The organism is Sinorhizobium terangae, from assembly GCF_029714365.1.
GTDB classification, from domain to species: Bacteria; Pseudomonadota; Alphaproteobacteria; order Rhizobiales; family Rhizobiaceae; genus Sinorhizobium; species Sinorhizobium terangae.
Genome location: NZ_CP121659.1, coordinates 2,647,007 through 2,663,606, shown reverse-complemented (window position 1 = coordinate 2,663,606; position 16,600 = coordinate 2,647,007). Strand labels below are relative to the sequence as shown.

The following is a 16,600-nucleotide window of genomic DNA, read 5'->3' as shown; positions in this document are numbered from 1 at the left end:
GCGGGATACGGGACCCGCCGTCAACGTTGAGGGACAATCATGCTGAGTCTACGCCCGAACTGCGAATGTTGTGATCGCGACCTGCCGCCCGAGAGCCGGGAGGCCATGATCTGCACGTTCGAATGCACCTTCTGTGCCAACTGTGCCGAGGAGAGGCTCGGTGGCATCTGCCCGAATTGCAGCGGCGAGCTGGTCCGACGGCCGATCCGCCCGGCTGCCATGCTTGCGAAATATCCGGCGTCGACGGAGCGCGTGTTGAAGCCGCAAGGCTGCGCGCGCGGCCAGGCGGCCTGAATGAGGAGAGGGACATGATTCCTGGCGAAATCATCGCAGCCGAAGGCGAGATCGAACTGAACGTTGGTTTCGAAACGGTCACCATCGAGGTTTCCAATTCCGGCGACCGTCCTGTGCAGGTGGGGAGCCACTATCACTTCGCCGAGACGAATCCGGGCCTGATCTTCGATCGTGACGCGGCCCGCGGCAAGCGGCTCGACATTCCGGCGGGCACGGCCGTGCGCTTCGAGCCAGGCCAGACGAGGCAGGTGACGCTGATCCCGCTTTCGGGCAAGCGCGAGGTGTTCGGCTTCCGCCAGGCGATCATGGGAAAGCTATGAGGATCTTCGCGCCACTTTCCGGCTTGCTTCTGCTGTCAACGGTTTCGGCAGCAGCGCAGGAGCAGCCAACGGTCGATTGCCAGAATGCCGTAACGCAGATGGACATGAATATCTGCGCCGGCCAGGACTATGACAGAGCCGACGCGGACCTGAACAAAATCTACAAGCAAGCGATCGCTGCCATGAAGGCGATGGATAAGGAACTCGGCGAAATCGATGCCGCCTATGTCGGGGCCGAAGAGGCATTGAAGAAGGCGCAGCGGGCCTGGATCGGATACCGCGACGGGCAGTGCGAACTGGCCGGTTTCGAGGCGCGCGGCGGGTCGATGGAGCCGATGCTGGTTTCCGGCTGTCTTGCCGAACTGACCCGCAAGCGAACCGGCGAATTGAAGCAACTCCTCGAACCGAGCGGAAACTGACCGTTGAGCGGCCGTATCATTATGATCGTTGGCAATGGCGACGTGCCGCAAGGCGCGGCGGCCGCTATTGACGCTGCCGATCTCGTCATCCGCTTCAACGATTGCCGCTCCGTCGGCAAGGGCGGCACAAGGACCGATATCGTCGCGGTCTGCAACACCGGTCGCCCTGCGCTTTCGATGCTCGGCGGCGGCCGGTGGAAGACCAGCGACGCCGTGCGGCAGGCGCGCGAGATATGGAGCGTCCGTTCTGGCGCAAAGTTTGCCGCATTGCGGGCGGAGCTCGCGAAGACGCACCCGGATCTCGACGATTTCTGCGACGATTACACGGCGGGCTTCGAAGCTTTCGCACATGCGACAGGCCGACGCCATCGGATGATTCCGGTGGAAACGCACGAGCGGCTCGATCGCGATCTCGCCCGGTTTGCGTCGGCGCCCTATGTCGTGCCGTCGAGCGGCCTGGTGGTGATCGCCGACGTCCTCTCCGAATTCGTCCAGCCCGGAGACGACGTGGTGCTTGCCGGCTTCGGCCACAGCGGCTGGGAATGGCATCCCTTTGCGGCGGAGCGCCGCTACGTTGACGCACTCGTCGCCGAAGGCCGCCTGCGCCGCCTTGGTCAACCCCAACCTTCAGACTTTTCCCAAGGAGCCTGATCCATGCCCTACAAGATGTCGCGCGCGGCCTACGCCAACATGTTCGGTCCGACGGTGGGTGACAAGGTGCGCCTTGCGGATACCGAACTCTTCATCGAAGTCGAGAAGGATTTCACCGCCTATGGCGAAGAGGTGAAGTTCGGCGGCGGCAAGGTTATCCGCGACGGCATGGGGCAAAGCCAGGTCACGCGCGAGGGCGGCGCGGTCGACACCGTGATCACCAACGCGCTGATCGTCGACCATTGGGGAATCGTAAAGGCGGACATCGGCCTCAAGGACGGGCGGATCGCGGCGATCGGCAAGGCCGGCAATCCGGACACGCAGCCGGGTGTCACCATCATCGTCGGCCCGGGTACGGAAGTTATCGCCGGCGAAGGCAAGATCGTCACGGCCGGCGGCATGGACAGCCATATTCACTTCATCTGCCCGCAGCAGATCGAGGAAGCGCTGATGAGTGGCCTCACCTGCATGCTCGGCGGCGGCACCGGCCCGGCGCACGGCACGCTCGCAACGACCTGCACGCCGGGCCCCTGGCACATCGCCCGGATGATCGAGGCGGCTGATGCATTCCCCATGAACCTCGCCTTCGCCGGCAAGGGCAATGCGTCGCTCCCCGGCGCGCTTGTGGAAATGGTGCTCGGCGGCGCCACCTCGCTGAAGCTGCACGAGGATTGGGGCACGACGCCGGCGGCGATCGACTGCTGCCTCTCGGTTGCCGACGAATATGACGTGCAGGTGATGATCCACACCGACACGCTGAACGAGAGCGGCTTCGTCGAGGATACGATCGCCGCGATCAAGGGCCGGACGATCCATGCCTTCCATACGGAAGGGGCAGGCGGCGGCCATGCACCGGATATCATCAAGATCTGCGGTCAGCCGAACGTGATCCCGTCCTCGACCAATCCGACGCGGCCCTACACGCTCAACACGTTGGCAGAGCATCTCGACATGCTGATGGTCTGTCACCACCTGTCGCCGTCCATCCCGGAGGACATCGCCTTTGCCGAAAGCCGTATCCGCAAGGAGACGATCGCGGCTGAGGACATCCTGCACGACATCGGCGCCTTTTCGATCATCTCGTCCGACAGCCAGGCCATGGGCCGCGTCGGCGAAGTGGCCATCCGCACCTGGCAGACGGCCGACAAGATGAAGCGCCAGCGCGGACGGATGAAGGAAGAGACCGGCGACAACGACAACTTCCGGGTCAAGCGCTACGTCGCCAAATACACGATCAACCCGGCGATCGCCCATGGCCTCAGTCATGAGATCGGTTCGCTCGAAGTCGGCAAGCGCGCCGACCTTGTCATCTGGAACCCGGCGTTCTTCGGCGTGAAGCCCGACATGGTGCTGCTCGGTGGCTCGATCGCCGCGGCGCCTATGGGCGACCCCAATGCCTCGATCCCGACGCCGCAGCCGGTCCACTACCGGCCGATGTTCGGAGCCTATGGCCGAAACCGGACCAACTCCTCGGTCACCTTCGTCTCACAGGCGTCGCTCGATGCGGGGCTTGCAGGCAGGCTTGGTGTCGCCAAGGAACTCGTCGCCGTCCAGAACACCCGCGGCGGCATCGGCAAGGCGTCGATGATCCACAACAGCCTCACGCCGCATATCGAAGTCGACCCGGAGACCTACGAGGTCCGCGCCGATGGCGAGCTCTTGACCTGCGAGCCGGCGACGGTTCTGCCGATGGCGCAGCGGTATTTCCTGTTCTAGGCGGGCCGCCTTCGGAGAGAGCGAAACAGAAAGCCATGCGGTCAGCGCATGGCAGCCATGCGGAGCCCCCGAAATCGCCGCTTTGATGCTGCACCGCAGCGCAATCTCCGATAGGAAAGTGTTCTCACTTTCCGGCCGGCTCGCGCTTTCCTCCCAAGACTGATCGCGGCCGGCAGCTTGCCCTGAAGGAGATGATTATGCTCGGCAGAAAAGTTCCCGCTGTAACCTTCCGCACTCGCGTCCGCGACGAAGCCGTCGGCGGCTCCAATCCGTTCCGCTGGCAGGATGTTTCGTCGGACGACTATTTCGCCGGCAAGCGCGTCGTGCTGTTTTCGCTCCCGGGTGCCTTCACCCCGACCTGCTCGACCTATCAGCTTCCAGATTTCGAAAAGCTCGCCGCTGAGTTCCGCGCCGAAGGCATCGACGAGATCTACTGTGTCTCGGTCAACGATGCCTTCGTGATGAACGCCTGGGGCAAGTCGCAGAACCTCGAAAACGTCAAGCTGATCCCGGATGGTTCGGGCGAGTTCACCCGCAAGATGGGCATGCTGGTTGCCAAGGACAATCTCGGCTTCGGCATGCGCTCCTGGCGCTATGCCGCGGTCATCAACAACGGCATCGTCGAGCAGTGGTTCGAAGAGGAAGGCTACTCCGACAATTGCGACAGCGACCCCTACGGCGTTTCTGCGCCGCAGAACATTCTCGCCGCGCTGAAGTCGCAGAAGATCGCCGCCTGATCCGGTTGCGAAGGCCTGTCCCTCTCAAGAGGTGAAGGGCTGAAGACGACTGAAGGCCCCGGCTCAGGCAGGCTGCGTGCAAGTAGTTGCTTTCCGCATTCCTGCTGGCGCTGGGGCCTTTTCTTGTTACATTGGTGCCGGAGAGGGCGAGGATCGATGGTCTACGTTATCGCATATCTGAAGGCACATGCGGGTAGGGGCGATGACGTCGTCGCCCTGGCGGCACCGCTGATCGAGGCCACCCGCGAGGAAACGGGCTGCATCAGCTACGATCTCTACCGCAAGCCCGCGGAGCCGGACACGCTGGTTTTCGTCGAGAACTGGAAAGACCGGGCGGCCGTGGATGCGCATTTCGCCGAGCCGCACCTGAAGGCCTTTGAGGCGGCAATGGCGGATCTCCTGGCGGACGTTCGCATCGAGGTCGTACACCCGGAAAGGATAGAGGTGATCTGACGTGCCTTATCGCTCGACCGAAGTTCTGTCGCCAGGCCCCGCGGACAAGGTGCCGCTTCACAGTGTGACGCTCGCCCATGACGAGCGCCATCTGCGGCGCAAGCTGCTCCATCTCGAAAACGACGATGTGGTTATGCTCGACCTCAAGCAGCCGGTGATGCTCGCCGATGGCGATCTCCTGGTGCTGGAAGGAGGCGAGTACATTCGGATCAAGGCCGCCGACGAGGCGCTTTACGAGGTTCGCGCGCGGGACCGCCTGCATCTCATCGAGCTTGCCTGGCATCTCGGCAACCGACATCTTCCGGTGGCGGTCGCGGAGGCGCGGATCCTGATCGCCCGCGATCCCGTCATCCGCGTAATGCTCGAAGGCTTGGGCGCCACCGTCAACGAAGTGACCGAGCCCTTCCAACCGTTACGCGGCGCTTATGGTGGCGGGCACGGCCACGGCAACCACGGTCATGGCGGTCACCACCACCACGAGCATGGCTGACCAGGCCGACATGCAGGCACTCCTGCGCCTTGTCACCTGGCTGTCACCCGCCTTTCCGGTCGGTTCCTTCGCCTATTCCGGGGGGCTGGAGCAGGCTGTTGCCGATGGCCTCGTGACCAATGCCGAAGAGCTGTGGCTTTGGCTGGAAACGCTGCTGACGCGCGGTGCCATCTGGAACGACGCCCTTCTCCTGGCCGAAAGTTATGAGGGGTATGACGATCTGCGGCGATTGAAGGCGGCGAGCGAACTGGCCGAAGCGATGGCGGCTTCGTCGGAGAGGCACATGGAAACCGTGCGGCAGGGCGAGGCGTTTCTGGCCGCCGCGCGCAACTGGCCAAGCGACGTATTCGAACTGCTCGGACAAGTGGTGGCATATCCGGTGGCGGTCGGCGCCGTGGCGGGTGCGCATCGCACGGGATTGCGGCCCGTCCTTGCTGCCTATCTCGGCGCTGTGGCCTCGAACGCTGTTTCGGCTGCCATTCGCTGCGGTGTCATCGGTCAGCGCGATGGCGTCGGTGTGCTGGCCCGTCTCGAAAACACGATTGCCGCTATCGCCGATCGCGCCGCGCAAGCATCGCTGGACGAGCTTGGCTCGGCGACGATCATGGCCGATATTTCGTCGCTGAGACACGAGACGCTCTATACGCGGCTGTTCCGCTCCTAGATCACGATGATTTTGGGCGGGATGCGGGCGGAAAACCGCGGACACTTTTCCTTATCCCGCTCTAACGGGCGGCCGAATTCTGAAAGGACAAGCAGATGTCATCGAAAAACGGTCCCCTTCGCGTTGGCATCGGCGGCCCGGTTGGTTCCGGCAAGACGGCGCTGACCGACAAGCTGTGCAAGGCGATGCGGGAGAAATATTCCGTCGCGGTCGTCACCAATGACATCTACACCAAGGAAGACGCCGAAGCGCTGGTGCGGATGCAGGCGCTGCCGTCGGAACGGATCATCGGCGTCGAGACCGGCGGTTGCCCGCATACGGCGATACGTGAGGATGCGTCGATCAATCTGCAGGCGATCGCCGATCTCAATCGCCGGATTCCAGATCTCGACGTCGTCTTCATCGAATCGGGCGGCGACAATCTGGCGGCGACCTTTTCTCCCGATCTCGCCGACCTGACAATCTACGTGATCTCCGTCTGCCAGGGCGAGGAGATTCCGCGCAAGGGCGGGCCGGGGATCACCAAGTCCGATCTCCTCGTGATCAACAAGAAGGACCTCGCACCCTATGTGGGGGCCAATCTCGACGTGATGGAACGGGATGCGGAGCGGATGCGCATGGCAAAGCCGTTCGTGTTTTCGGACATGAAGCGCGGCGACGGCATTGACCGGATCGTGGAATTCTTGACGGTGGAAGGCGGGCTCTAACGCCGGGCTCGATGCGGATTTCGGCTACTGCATGTTTCTTCAAATCGTAGCCGATTTGACGATGAAACTCAGAAACGCTCCAGCGCCTGCCGGTCGCGGATTTCGATCACGCGGCCTTTGACGATGACGCCTGAGTGGCGAAGCGTCGAGAAGGCGCGCGACAGAGCCTCCGGCGCGAGGCCGAGCTTGCCCGCAAGCACGTTCTTCTGGAACGGCAGGCGGAAGGAGAAGCTGCTCAGGCCGTCCGGACAATGGCTGAGGATATAGCTCGCGACCCGCTGAGGCGCGGTGAGCAGTCGGTCCTCGGCAAGGCAGTCTTCCGTCATCTTGCCATGACGGCAGAGGAGTTCGATCAGCGCCTGGGCGACATCGGTGTTTTCCGCGGCGAGTTGGCGAAGCTTGTGGCTTTCGAACCGCGCGACGATCGAAGGCTCCACTGCCTGCGCATTGGCAGTCGCGCGGTGTTCCAGAAACATGGCGTTTGCGCCGAAGATCTCGCCCTTTGGCAATACGGCAATGTCGGCTTCGCGACCGTCCTTGCCCAAGCGGTAGAGACGGACGAGACCTGAGAGCACGAAGAAGAAGTGGTCGATCGGCTCGTCCTGACGAAACAGGATATCGTGTTCCTCGTGCGTGGAAACGATTGCGCCCTCGAGGATCGCCTCTGCCGTCGGCCGCGGCAGTCTCGCGAAAAAATGCGAATCGAGAAGAACGGTTCTATCGGTCGAGGTCAGTCGCAAGGTCTTCATCCGTGCCATTCCCGAATTGGATCGAACCGATCCTAATCGGTCATCGAAAGATGCGAATTGACCCCGATCAAATAACTTTCGCCCGCGCATGACGGCGCGGGCCTAGATAGTTTGCAGCGCGGGAGCGGTTTTACTCGGCGGCAAGCGCGGGATGGTTGATGACCTTGCGGCCGGACTTTTCGTCACGCTGCTCTTCCAGCGCCTTGATGCGCTCCTGCATTTCCTCGATCGTGCTGCCCTGCTCGGCGGCGAGCCGCGTCAGCGCCTCGCGGTCGAGCGGCAGGTCCTCCTCGTCCTTCTTGCCGACGAAGCGACCGAAGATCCAGGCGAGCAGCCGCGACAGGTCGTCCATGATCAGGAAGAAGGAGGGAACCACGACGAGGCTGAGCACCGTGGAGACGATGATGCCTCCGATCACCGCGATCGCCATCGGCGCACGGAAGGAGCCGCCTTCGCCGACGCCGAGCGCCGACGGCAGCATGCCGGCGGACATGGCGATCGAGGTCATCACAATCGGGCGGGCGCGCTTGCGGCCAGCTTCGATCATCGACAGCGTGCGGTCCATGCCGTGATGCATCATTTCGATACCGAAATCCACGAGCAGGATCGCGTTCTTGGTGACGATACCCATCAGCATAAGGATACCGATCAGCACCGGCATCGAGAGCGCGTTCTGGGTCAGGATCAGGGCTCCAGCCACGCCGCCGATCGCGAGCGGCAGCGAGAACAGGATGGTGAAGGGCTGGATCACATCCTTGAACAGCAAGATGAGCACGACCAATACCATCATCAGGCCGAGCAACATGGCGTTGCCGAAGCTCTGCTGCATTTCCGCCTGCACCTCGGCATCGCCGCTTTCACGGAACTCGACGGTCGCCGGGAGCTTGACCTCGCCCGCGATCTGCTTGAAGCGATTGGACGCCGTGTCGAGCGCGACGCCAACCGGAAGGTCGGCACCCAAGGTCACGACGCGGTACCGGTCGTAGCGCTTGATCGAGCTCGGGCCTTCCGAATAGTTGATGTCCGCAACGCTCGAAAGCGGAACGGTCGCGCCAGACGCAGTCTGGACCTTGAGGTTGCGGATCGCCGCGAGATCCGTGCGGAAATCCCGGTTGAGCTGGACACGTATCGGGATCAGCCGGCCGTCGAGCGCGATTTTGGTGAGTTGCGCGTCGATGTCGCCGATGGTGGCGACGCGGATGACCTCGGAGATCTGCTGCGTCGTGATGCCGAGGCGGGACATCTGATCGGCGCGCGGACGAATCTGCAGCTCCGGCCGCGGCAGCGCGCCATCGGGGCTGACGTTGGCGAGCAGCGGGTCACTGCGCAGCTTGACTTCAAGTGCAGCGACGGCGCTGTCCAGGTCTTCGTCGTTGTTGGAGAGCAGGTTGAACGACAGATCGCGCTCGCCACGGTCGTTGAGCTTGGTGACACGTACGTCAGGAATCGAGCGCAGCTTTGCGAAGATCTCCCGTTCGATCTCAGATTGCGGCTTGATGCGGCCCGCCGGCGGCAGCTTCGGTAGGTACTCACCGATGAGCGGCATGCGGCCGATGACGTCGTTAACGACCTTGTTGACGAGCGAGTGGTCGAGCTTCTTGAGAAGCACGGTGACTGCGGCGCGCCGCAGTTCGAGATCGCCCTTCGGCGAGGCGCCGCCGAGCACGAAGACGTTCTCGACGCCGTCTATGTCCTTGATGCGGTCATAGATCTCGGATGTCGTCCGGTCCGTGTCCTCGAGCATCGCGTCCGGCGGCAATTCGATCGACAGGCTGACGCGCGATGCATCTTCCGGCGGCAGAAAGCTGCCGGGAACCTGAAACAGGAAGTAGAGGGAGATGGCAAGGCAACCGATGGCGGCCAACAGCGTCGAATAGCGCCAGCGGGTCGTCACCCTGATGATGCCCGTGTAGAGCTTCATGATGGCACTGTCGTCGCCTCCGTGGTGGCCACCACCGACATCGCTAGGCTTCATCAGATAGGCCGCCATAACGGGGGTGATCAGGCGGGCGACGAGCAGCGAGAAGAAGACGGAGACCGCGACCGTCAGGCCGAACTGAATGAAGTATTGCCCCGGAATGCCCGGCATGAACGAGACCGGGACAAAGACGGCGATGATGGTGAAGGTGGTGGCGATCACCGCCAGGCCGATCTCGTCTGCCGCCTCGATCGCGGCGCGGTAGGGCGACTTGCCCATGCGAATATGCCGCTCGATATTCTCGATCTCCACGATCGCGTCGTCGACGAGGATACCGGTCGCGAGCGTCATCGCGAGGAAGCTGACGAGGTTCAGCGAGAAGCCCAGGAGCTCCATCACCCAGAACGTCGGGATGGCCGAGAGCGGCAGCGCGATCGCGGAAATCAGCGTTGCACGCCAGTTGCGCAGGAACAATAGCACGACGACGACGGCGAGCAGTGCTCCCTCGATCAACGTATGGATCGCCGCCTCGTAGTTGCCGTAGGTAAAGTAGACCGAGTCGTCGACCTTCTCGATGGTGACGTCCGGATGCTTGGCGCGGATCTCGTCGAGCGTCTTGGCGACCGTTTCGGCAACGGTGACTTCGCTGGCGCCCTTGGCGCGGAAGACGGCGAAGGTGACGCCCGGATGGCCGTTGAACCGCGAGAACGACTTCGGCTCCTCGTAGGTATCGATGATGCTGCCGAGTTTCGACAGGCGGACGAAGCGTCCATTCGGCAGCGAGATCATGGTGTTGGCAAGCTCAGCCACGTCACGCGTGTCGCCGAGCGTGCGGATTGCCTGCTCGCTGCCGCCGACCTGGCCGCGACCGGAGCCGAGATCCATGTTCATGCGGCGAAGTTGCCCGTTCACGTCGGCGGCGGTAATGCCGTATGAGTTCAGGCGGTCTTCGTTAAGCTCGATGCGGACCTCCCGATCGGAGCCGCCGTAACGGTCGACGCGGCCGATGCCGCTCTGGCCCTGGATGGCGCGCTTGATCGTGTCGTCGACGAACCAGGACAGCTCCTCCAGCGTCATACCGGGTGAGGAGACGGAGAACGTCTGGATCGCCTGGCCTTCGACGTCGACCTTGGAGACGATCGGCTCCTCTATCGAGGTCGGCAGGTCGCTGCGGATGCGGTCGATCGCGTCCTTGACGTCCTGCACGGCCTGAGTCGTCGGCACTTCCATGCGGAAGATGACGGCTGTGGTCGAACTGCCGTCGGTAATCGTCGATTGGATGTGGTCGACGCCAGACACGCCTGCGACCGCGTCCTCGATCTCCTTGGTAACCTGGGTTTCGAGTTCGGCGGGGGCGGCGCCGCTCTGCGTGACGCTGATCTGAACGATCGGGACGTCGATGTTCGGGAAGCGGGTGATCGGCAGCGAATTGAACGACTGCCAGCCGAGCACGACCAGCACGAAGAAGGCCAGGATCGGGGCGACCGGATTGCGGATGGACCAGGCTGAGAAGTTCATGGTCTCTGTTCCCGTCAGTTGGTGGCCGGCTGCGCAGACTTGACCGGGTTGATGCGGTCACCGTCGCGGACATAGGCGCCGGCCTTTGCAACTGCCTGTTCACCTGCCTTGAGGCCGGAAAGGATTTCGACGAACTGCCCGTCCTGGATGCCGGTAACCACCGGCACCAGCCGGACCACGCCGTCTTCGACCTTGCGGACGATTGCCTTGCCGTCGTCGGCTGTAACAGCGGTTTGCGGCAAAACAACCGTTTGCTTTTGTTCGACAGTGATGACCGCGCTCGCATACATGCCGGCGCGGGCCTTCGACGTATCGCTCAGGGTAATGTCGACCGAACCAAGCCGCGTCTGCGGGTCCACGGTCGGCGCGATCAGCCGGATTTTGCCCTCGATCGTGGTGCTGCTTCCGGCGAGCCTGACCGACGCCGGCTGCCCGACGGCAAGCTTGATGAGGTCGGCCTCGGCGACATCCGCCTTCATCTCGATCGCACCGTCGCGAATGATGGCGAAGAGCGGCTCTCCGCTGCCGCTGGCAATGGCGCCGATTTTGGCGTTCTTCGCTGAGATCACGCCGCTGACCGGAGCCTTCACGGCAGTACGCGCAAGACGCAGGTCTATGTCATCGATCTGTGCCTGCACCACCTTGATGTCTGCCGTCGCGACGCTCACCGATTGCTCGGCCGAGTGGACGCGGGCGCGGGCGGCGGCGGCGAGCGCCTTCAAGCGGTCAGCCTCGGCCGTCGACACCGTGCCGTTCTCGGACAGCCGCACGGCACGATCGGCAACGCGTGTCGCCTCTTCCGAATTGGCCGTCATTTCGGCGAGCTGCGCGCGCAGTTGGGCGAGCGACGCCTCCGCCTTGGCGAGATTGGCTTCGAGCTGGCTCTTCTGCAAAAGCAGTGCGTCGTCGTTGAGGACGACCAGCGTACTGCCTTCTTCGACCTTGTCGCCGACATCGACGTTCAGCGATCGCACAGAAAGACCGTCGACAAGCGGCGAAACATAGGTCTCCTCGACCGCCTCGATGGAGCCGGTGGCGATGACGCGGTCGCTGATCGATTGCTGTACGGCTTCGGTAACGACGATCGAGGGGAGCGTCTGCGATTGTTGCGGCTTGGCAGCCTCTTCGGCAAAGGTGCCGGAAAATGCGCACAAGATCATTGCCGCGCAGGCGCCGAAAAGAGGAACAAGTTTCTGAGCCATCGGCCTGTTTTCCCAAAAATGAAATACCGGACATCGCGCCTTAAGCGGCAAAGGTCTGGTTTAAATCACGCTATTCTCTTGTGTCCCCTGCACCGCCGGCGGATCGCCACGTTCACGGACATGGTCACAAGCTTAAATTTTTCCCAATGCAGGCGGTTTCAAACCGATTGCATCGAGTCCAGGAAAAAGTTCCCTAAAGGGCAAAGCTTAAGAAAACGATTTCCTCCCTCAGCCGCCCTAACCAAACGCTTTGGCCTATGTAATCGTCGCGCTAAATGCTTACAAGGTCACTGAAGCGATGGTGCCTCACCATTTCTATTCTCGTATATCTCGCAAGGCAATATGCGAGGATGCAACTTCGGCGCGACTATTTGACCTCCTGAATTGGGTTGGCGTCGGCTCTACTGCATGATTGCTTAAATCGAAATCGATTCAAAGCGCTACAGCGACCTTGGCGCGTCCGATTGGACGCGCGGCGCTGTAAGAAAAAGGAGCGCGCGGCGGGGGCCGCACGCTCCGGTTTCCATTGGCTTTTTGCGTCTGTTACTTGAGCGCTTCGTCGGTTACTTCGTGCGTCCAGGCGCCTACCGGCTCCTTAGAGATGACTGGGTCGGAGCCGCCGGCGAGCAGCGACTGGACAGTGCGCTTGTAGTCGGCCTCGTCGAGCGCGCCGTTGGAGCCTGCCGTCAGCTTGGCGATTTCGCCCATCATGCGCTTCTGGTGCTTTTCCGTCTGGGCGCCCGTGGAATCGTTCTCAAGGACGATATCGGCAGCCTCGTCCGGGTTCTCCTCGGCATATTTCCAGCCCTTCATCGAGGCGCGGACGAACTTCACCATCTTTTCCTTGAATGCCGGATCCTTGAGCTTGTCTTCGAGCACATAAAGGCCATCTTCGAGGGTGGCGACGCCTTGGTCTTCATATTTGAAGGTTACGAGGTCCTCCGGCTTGATGCCGGCGTCGATCACCTGCCAATACTCGTTGTAGGTCATCGTGGAGATGCAGGCGGCCTGCTTCTGAATCAGGGGATCGACGTTGAAGCCCTGCTTCAACACGGTCACACCGTCTGCACCGCCCTCGGTCGGGATCTTCAGATGTGCCATCCAGGAGAGGAAGGGATATTCGTTGCCGAAGAACCAGACGCCGAGCGTCTTGCCCTTGAAGTCGTCCGGGCTCGTCACGCCGGATTCCTTGAGACAGGTCAGCATCATGCCGGAGCTCTTGAACGGCTGGGCGATGTTGACGAGCGGCACGCCCTTTTCGCGCGTGGCAAGGGCGGAAGGCATCCAGTCGACGATGACGTCGGCTCCCCCGCCGGCAATCACCTGGGCCGGCGCGATATCCGGGCCGCCGGGCTTGATATCGACGTCAAGGCCCTCTTCCTCGTAGAAGCCCTTGTCCTTGGCGACGTAGTAGCCGGCAAACTGGGCCTGGGTGACCCACTTCAATTGCAGCGTGACCTTGTCGGCGGCATTGGCATGGAAGGCGGCAAGCGAAAAGACGCCTGCAGCAAGCAGAGACGCAAGTTTCTTATTCATGTCTGTTCCCTCTTATTGTTGGTTCATTCTCATTGCTTCATTTTGAAGCGCATCGCATTCGATAGGAGCCCGGCGACGCGCTTTCGGTCTTTGTTTGCCTGCATGTCGTTGTCCCGAAACCGCTGCATACTTTCGGGCGACATGCGTTAGGCCCGCCCACTGCGGATGGACGGATGCCAGAAGGTGACGGCGCGCTCGGCGAGCGCGACCACCCCGTAGAAGGCGGAGCCAGCCACCGCCGCGACGGCGATCTCGGCCCAAACCATGTCGACGTTCATGCGGCCCACTTCCGTGGAGATCCGGAAGCCCATGCCGACAATGGGCGTTCCGAAGAATTCGGCGACGATGGCGCCGATCAGCGCCAGCGTGGAGTTAATCTTGAGCGCGTTGAAAATGAAAGGCCAGGCGGCGGGAAGGCGCAGCTTGACGAGCGTCTGCCACCATGTCGCCGCGTAGGTGCGCATCAGGTCCCGCTCCATGTGGCTCGCCGCCGCCAAGCCGGAAACCGTGTTCACCAGCATCGGAAAGAAGGTCATGATGACGACGACGGCGACTTTTGACTGCCAGTCGAAGCCGAACCACATGACCATGATCGGCGCGACGCCGATGACGGGGAGCGCAGAGACGAAGTTGCCGAGGGGCAGCAGGCCTTTCTGCAGGAAGGGAGAGCGGTCGATCAGGATCGCCACGACGAAGCCGAGGCCGCAGCCGAGCGCATAGCCGGTCAGCACGGCTTTCAGGAAGGTCTGCCGGAAGTCCGCTGCCAGCGTCGGCAGGGAGTTGACGAGGCGCTGCCAGATCATCGACGGCGCCGGCAGCAGCACCGACGGAATGCCGAAGCCGCGGACGACACCTTCCCAAAGCACGAGAATGGTGATGCCGAAGAGGAGGGGAACGGCGAAACGCGCGGCGTTCGCGGCCGTTGCGTGCGCAAAGTGCTGGCGCACGAGCCACTCGTTGAAGGCCCAGGCAGCGAGCCAGAAGAGCACGGCTCCGGCGAGAACGGGAAGACTCATGCCTTGGCTCCCATGCGCTTGAGAACGGCGGTGTGCGCGAGGCCAACGATCATGACGAGGACGGCGGCGAGCGCTGCGGCCATGAACAGAGCCGCCCAGATCTGTACCGTCTGGCCATAATACGACCCAGCGAGCAGGCGGGCGCCAAGCCCGGCCACGGCCCCCGTGGGCAGCTCGCCGACGATCGCGCCGACAAGCGAGATGGCGACGGCGACTTTCAGCGAGGTGAAGAGGTAGGGCATGGAGGATGGCCAGCGCAGTTTCCAGAAGGTCTGCGCCGACGAGGCATTATAGGTGTGCATCAGGTCGAGCTGGATCGTTTCCTGGCTGCGCAGTCCCTTCACCATGCCGACGACGACCGGGAAGAACGAGAGGTACGTCGAGATCAGCGCCTTCGGCAGCAACCCGGCGATGCCGATCGCGTTCAAGACGACGATGATCATCGGGGCGATCGCAAGGATCGGGATGGTCTGGCTGGCGATCACCCAGGGCATCAAGGACCTGTCCATCGCGCGGTTGTGAACGATGCCGACGGCGAGCAGCACGCCAAGCGCGGCGCCGATGCCAAAGCCGAGCAGCGTCGCGGAAAGTGTGATCCAGGCGTGATAGATGAGACTCCGCTTCGACGTGATCGCCTTGTTGGCGGTCGTATCCCAGATTTCGGCGACGACCTGGTGAGGGGCAGGCAGGACGGGCCGCTCCTGCGCCATTGTGTTCCGGACGATATCGGAGAACCCGATCTCGGTGCCGGCGCGGGCCGCCACGTCGCGCTCGAAGGGCGCATTGAGGAAGATGGTGGCGAGGTACCAAACGGCGATCAGGATGACGACCACGGTAGAGATGGGAAGCAGCTTGTCTCTGAAGAAGCTCTCTTCGCGCATTGGTCACGCCTCCCTTCCGCTCAACGGTTCGGCGCGCCAGTGATAGAGAATGCCTGGCAGCCTCTCTTCGTTTTCGCCACCCGTTCTGCGCACCGGTACGAAACCCTCCCGTTCATAGAAGCGTTGGGCACTCGTATCGTGTTCAAACGTCCAAAGCCTCAGCTCGCTTTTTGCCCGCTTCTTCGCTTCGCGAAGCAGCGCCGTTCCGATTCCGACGCCTCGGTGGCTTTCGTCCAGATAGAGCGCGGTCACAAAGCCGTCTGCGGACAGGGCAAGAAAGCCCGCGATTTCGCCCCCACAGTCGGCGACTATGACAGGCCCGTTTGCGAAGACGCTTTCTCGATAATGCCGCACCACATCGCCTACCGGATGGACTCTTGGCATCCACGCCGTAGCGTCCACCCAGCGATTGAAGATGTCGGCGCACGCTTCCATGTCCGCCAAATCCGCATCGCGACAGCGAGCCTGGGCGGCGCAAGCACTACTCATCATAGCTGTGCCCCGCTCTCAAACCCTCACGGACGCGGTGGGCGATTTCCAAAAACTCGGGCGTCTCGCGAATACCGAGTGGCCGCTCCCGCGGAAGAGTGGATTCGATGATGTCGGTCACGCGGCCCGGGCGCGGACTCATGACGACGATCCTGGTCGAGAGGTACACGGCTTCCGGAATTGAGTGGGTGACGAAACAGATCGTCTTGTTGGTGCGCGCCCAGAGTTTCAGAAGCTGCTCGTTCAGGTGGTCGCGAACGATCTCGTCGAGGGCGCCGAACGGTTCGTCCATCAAGAGCAGATCGGCGTCGAAGGCGAGCGCGCGGGCGATCGAGGCGCGCTGCTGCATGCCGCCGGAAAGCTGCCAGGGATATTTCTTGCCGAAGCCCGAGAGGTTGACGAGTTCGAGCGTGCGCTCGATCCGGGCCTTCCGCTCGTCTTTCGAATAGCCCATGATTTCGAGCGGCAGGGCGATGTTCTTCTCGATGGTGCGCCAGGGGTAAAGTGCTGCCGCCTGGAAAACATAGCCGTAGGCGCGGTGCCGGCGGGCCTCTTCCGGCGTCATGCCGTTGACCGCAATGGCGCCTGAGGTCGGTTTTTCGAGGTCGGCGATGACTCGCAGGAATGTCGTCTTGCCGCATCCGGACGGGCCGATGAAGGAGACGAAATCGCCCTTGGCCACATCGAGGTTCACGCCCGTCAGTGCATTGACCGGCCCGTCGCTGGTCTGGAACGTGAGGCCGAGATCCCGAGCAGAGACCACGGAGGCAGAATTGGATGTCATGGGCGGATTCTCATTGTGGCTTGTCTGTGGCAGACTGCTATCCGAACCTGCAACAT

18 protein-coding genes are annotated in these 16,600 nt (G+C 62.3%); 10 read left to right on the top strand and 8 right to left on the bottom strand.

All coding sequences use genetic code 11. The features are described from left to right. The first annotated feature begins 39 nt into the window (after positions 1-39). From QA637_RS12725 to ureG, 10 genes are all read left to right on the top strand, one after another. Positions 40-294, top strand: a complete 255-nt coding sequence (locus tag QA637_RS12725; RefSeq protein ID WP_153440089.1) for a DUF1272 domain-containing protein — start codon at positions 40-42, stop codon at positions 292-294. 14 nt (positions 295-308) lie between these two features. Next, the gene (locus QA637_RS12720; protein ID WP_153440088.1) at positions 309-614 is read left to right on the top strand and encodes an urease subunit beta; all 306 of its coding nucleotides are present in this window, start codon (positions 309-311) and stop codon (positions 612-614) included. Further along, a complete protein-coding gene (locus tag QA637_RS12715; protein WP_153440087.1) occupies positions 611-1,033 on the top strand; it encodes a lysozyme inhibitor LprI family protein in 423 nt (140 codons plus the stop codon). The genes QA637_RS12720 and QA637_RS12715 overlap by 4 nt, the downstream gene beginning before the upstream one ends. A gap of 21 nt (positions 1,034-1,054) precedes the next feature. Further along, entirely contained in the window at positions 1,055-1,684 is a 630-nt protein-coding gene (locus QA637_RS12710) for a Urease operon accessory protein (RefSeq protein ID WP_153440125.1), read from the top strand. 3 nt (positions 1,685-1,687) lie between these two features. Next, positions 1,688-3,400 (top strand): urease subunit alpha, encoded by a 1,713-nt coding sequence (ureC, locus tag QA637_RS12705; RefSeq protein ID WP_153440086.1) that lies wholly within the window; start codon positions 1,688-1,690, stop codon positions 3,398-3,400. A gap of 197 nt (positions 3,401-3,597) precedes the next feature. Continuing rightward, a complete protein-coding gene (locus QA637_RS12700) occupies positions 3,598-4,137 on the top strand; it encodes a peroxiredoxin (RefSeq protein WP_153440085.1) in 540 nt (179 codons plus the stop codon). A 156-nt stretch (positions 4,138-4,293) separates the two neighbouring features. Next, positions 4,294-4,590 carry a putative quinol monooxygenase gene (locus tag QA637_RS12695; RefSeq protein ID WP_153440084.1) on the top strand — a complete coding sequence of 99 codons (297 nt, stop codon included), beginning with the start codon at positions 4,294-4,296 and terminating at the stop codon, positions 4,588-4,590. Between the two features lies 1 nt (position 4,591). After that, entirely contained in the window at positions 4,592-5,080 is a 489-nt protein-coding gene (gene ureE / locus QA637_RS12690; RefSeq protein WP_283061628.1) for an urease accessory protein UreE, read from the top strand. Further along, positions 5,073-5,744 carry an urease accessory protein UreF gene (locus QA637_RS12685; RefSeq protein ID WP_153440124.1) on the top strand — a complete coding sequence of 224 codons (672 nt, stop codon included), beginning with the start codon at positions 5,073-5,075 and terminating at the stop codon, positions 5,742-5,744. The genes ureE and QA637_RS12685 overlap by 8 nt, the downstream gene beginning before the upstream one ends. A 95-nt stretch (positions 5,745-5,839) precedes the next feature. Further along, on the top strand, positions 5,840-6,451 hold the full coding sequence (gene ureG, locus QA637_RS12680; RefSeq protein WP_153440083.1) for an urease accessory protein UreG: 612 nt from the start codon (positions 5,840-5,842) through the stop codon (positions 6,449-6,451). A 68-nt stretch (positions 6,452-6,519) separates the two neighbouring features. Here ureG and QA637_RS12675 read toward each other — a convergent pair whose 3' ends face one another. The 8 genes from QA637_RS12675 to QA637_RS12640 form a co-directional block, all read right to left on the bottom strand. Next, positions 6,520-7,200 (bottom strand): Crp/Fnr family transcriptional regulator, encoded by a 681-nt coding sequence (locus QA637_RS12675; protein ID WP_153440082.1) that lies wholly within the window; start codon positions 7,198-7,200, stop codon positions 6,520-6,522. 130 nt (positions 7,201-7,330) lie between these two features. Further along, entirely contained in the window at positions 7,331-10,636 is a 3,306-nt protein-coding gene (locus QA637_RS12670; RefSeq protein WP_283061626.1) for an efflux RND transporter permease subunit, read from the bottom strand. 14 nt (positions 10,637-10,650) lie between these two features. Beyond that, entirely contained in the window at positions 10,651-11,838 is a 1,188-nt protein-coding gene (locus QA637_RS12665) for an efflux RND transporter periplasmic adaptor subunit (RefSeq protein WP_153440080.1), read from the bottom strand. 543 nt (positions 11,839-12,381) lie between these two features. After that, on the bottom strand, positions 12,382-13,374 hold the full coding sequence (locus QA637_RS12660) for an ABC transporter substrate-binding protein (protein ID WP_153440079.1): 993 nt from the start codon (positions 13,372-13,374) through the stop codon (positions 12,382-12,384). A gap of 146 nt (positions 13,375-13,520) precedes the next feature. Beyond that, entirely contained in the window at positions 13,521-14,390 is an 870-nt protein-coding gene (locus tag QA637_RS12655; protein WP_153440078.1) for an ABC transporter permease, read from the bottom strand. Continuing rightward, entirely contained in the window at positions 14,387-15,271 is an 885-nt protein-coding gene (locus QA637_RS12650) for an ABC transporter permease (RefSeq protein ID WP_283061624.1), read from the bottom strand. The genes QA637_RS12655 and QA637_RS12650 overlap by 4 nt, the downstream gene beginning before the upstream one ends. Positions 15,272-15,274: 3 nt before the next feature. Beyond that, positions 15,275-15,760 carry a GNAT family N-acetyltransferase gene (locus QA637_RS12645; RefSeq protein WP_346283766.1) on the bottom strand — a complete coding sequence of 162 codons (486 nt, stop codon included), beginning with the start codon at positions 15,758-15,760 and terminating at the stop codon, positions 15,275-15,277. Continuing rightward, positions 15,753-16,544: an ABC transporter ATP-binding protein gene (locus QA637_RS12640; RefSeq protein ID WP_153440076.1), complete on the bottom strand. Its 792-nt coding sequence runs from the start codon at positions 16,542-16,544 to the stop codon at positions 15,753-15,755. Before QA637_RS12640 ends, QA637_RS12645 begins: the two co-directional genes overlap by 8 nt. Positions 16,545-16,600: the final 56 nt, after the last annotated feature.

Coding starts and splice junctions, on each gene's coding strand:
- QA637_RS12665 (WP_153440080.1), bottom strand. CDS start 11,838: ATGGCTCAGAAACTTGTTCCTCTTTTCGGCGCCTGCGCGGCAATGATC.
- ureC (WP_153440086.1), top strand. CDS start 1,688: ATGCCCTACAAGATGTCGCGCGCGGCCTACGCCAACATGTTCGGTCCG.
- QA637_RS12710 (WP_153440125.1), top strand. CDS start 1,055: ATGATCGTTGGCAATGGCGACGTGCCGCAAGGCGCGGCGGCCGCTATT.
- QA637_RS12700 (WP_153440085.1), top strand. CDS start 3,598: ATGCTCGGCAGAAAAGTTCCCGCTGTAACCTTCCGCACTCGCGTCCGC.
- QA637_RS12650 (WP_283061624.1), bottom strand. CDS start 15,271: ATGCGCGAAGAGAGCTTCTTCAGAGACAAGCTGCTTCCCATCTCTACC.
- QA637_RS12640 (WP_153440076.1), bottom strand. CDS start 16,544: ATGACATCCAATTCTGCCTCCGTGGTCTCTGCTCGGGATCTCGGCCTC.
- QA637_RS12685 (WP_153440124.1), top strand. CDS start 5,073: ATGGCTGACCAGGCCGACATGCAGGCACTCCTGCGCCTTGTCACCTGG.
- QA637_RS12645 (WP_346283766.1), bottom strand. CDS start 15,760: ATGAGTAGTGCTTGCGCCGCCCAGGCTCGCTGTCGCGATGCGGATTTG.
- QA637_RS12695 (WP_153440084.1), top strand. CDS start 4,294: ATGGTCTACGTTATCGCATATCTGAAGGCACATGCGGGTAGGGGCGAT.
- QA637_RS12675 (WP_153440082.1), bottom strand. CDS start 7,200: ATGAAGACCTTGCGACTGACCTCGACCGATAGAACCGTTCTTCTCGAT.
- QA637_RS12720 (WP_153440088.1), top strand. CDS start 309: ATGATTCCTGGCGAAATCATCGCAGCCGAAGGCGAGATCGAACTGAAC.
- QA637_RS12660 (WP_153440079.1), bottom strand. CDS start 13,374: ATGAATAAGAAACTTGCGTCTCTGCTTGCTGCAGGCGTCTTTTCGCTT.
- QA637_RS12715 (WP_153440087.1), top strand. CDS start 611: ATGAGGATCTTCGCGCCACTTTCCGGCTTGCTTCTGCTGTCAACGGTT.
- ureG (WP_153440083.1), top strand. CDS start 5,840: ATGTCATCGAAAAACGGTCCCCTTCGCGTTGGCATCGGCGGCCCGGTT.
- QA637_RS12725 (WP_153440089.1), top strand. CDS start 40: ATGCTGAGTCTACGCCCGAACTGCGAATGTTGTGATCGCGACCTGCCG.
- QA637_RS12670 (WP_283061626.1), bottom strand. CDS start 10,636: ATGAACTTCTCAGCCTGGTCCATCCGCAATCCGGTCGCCCCGATCCTG.
- QA637_RS12655 (WP_153440078.1), bottom strand. CDS start 14,390: ATGAGTCTTCCCGTTCTCGCCGGAGCCGTGCTCTTCTGGCTCGCTGCC.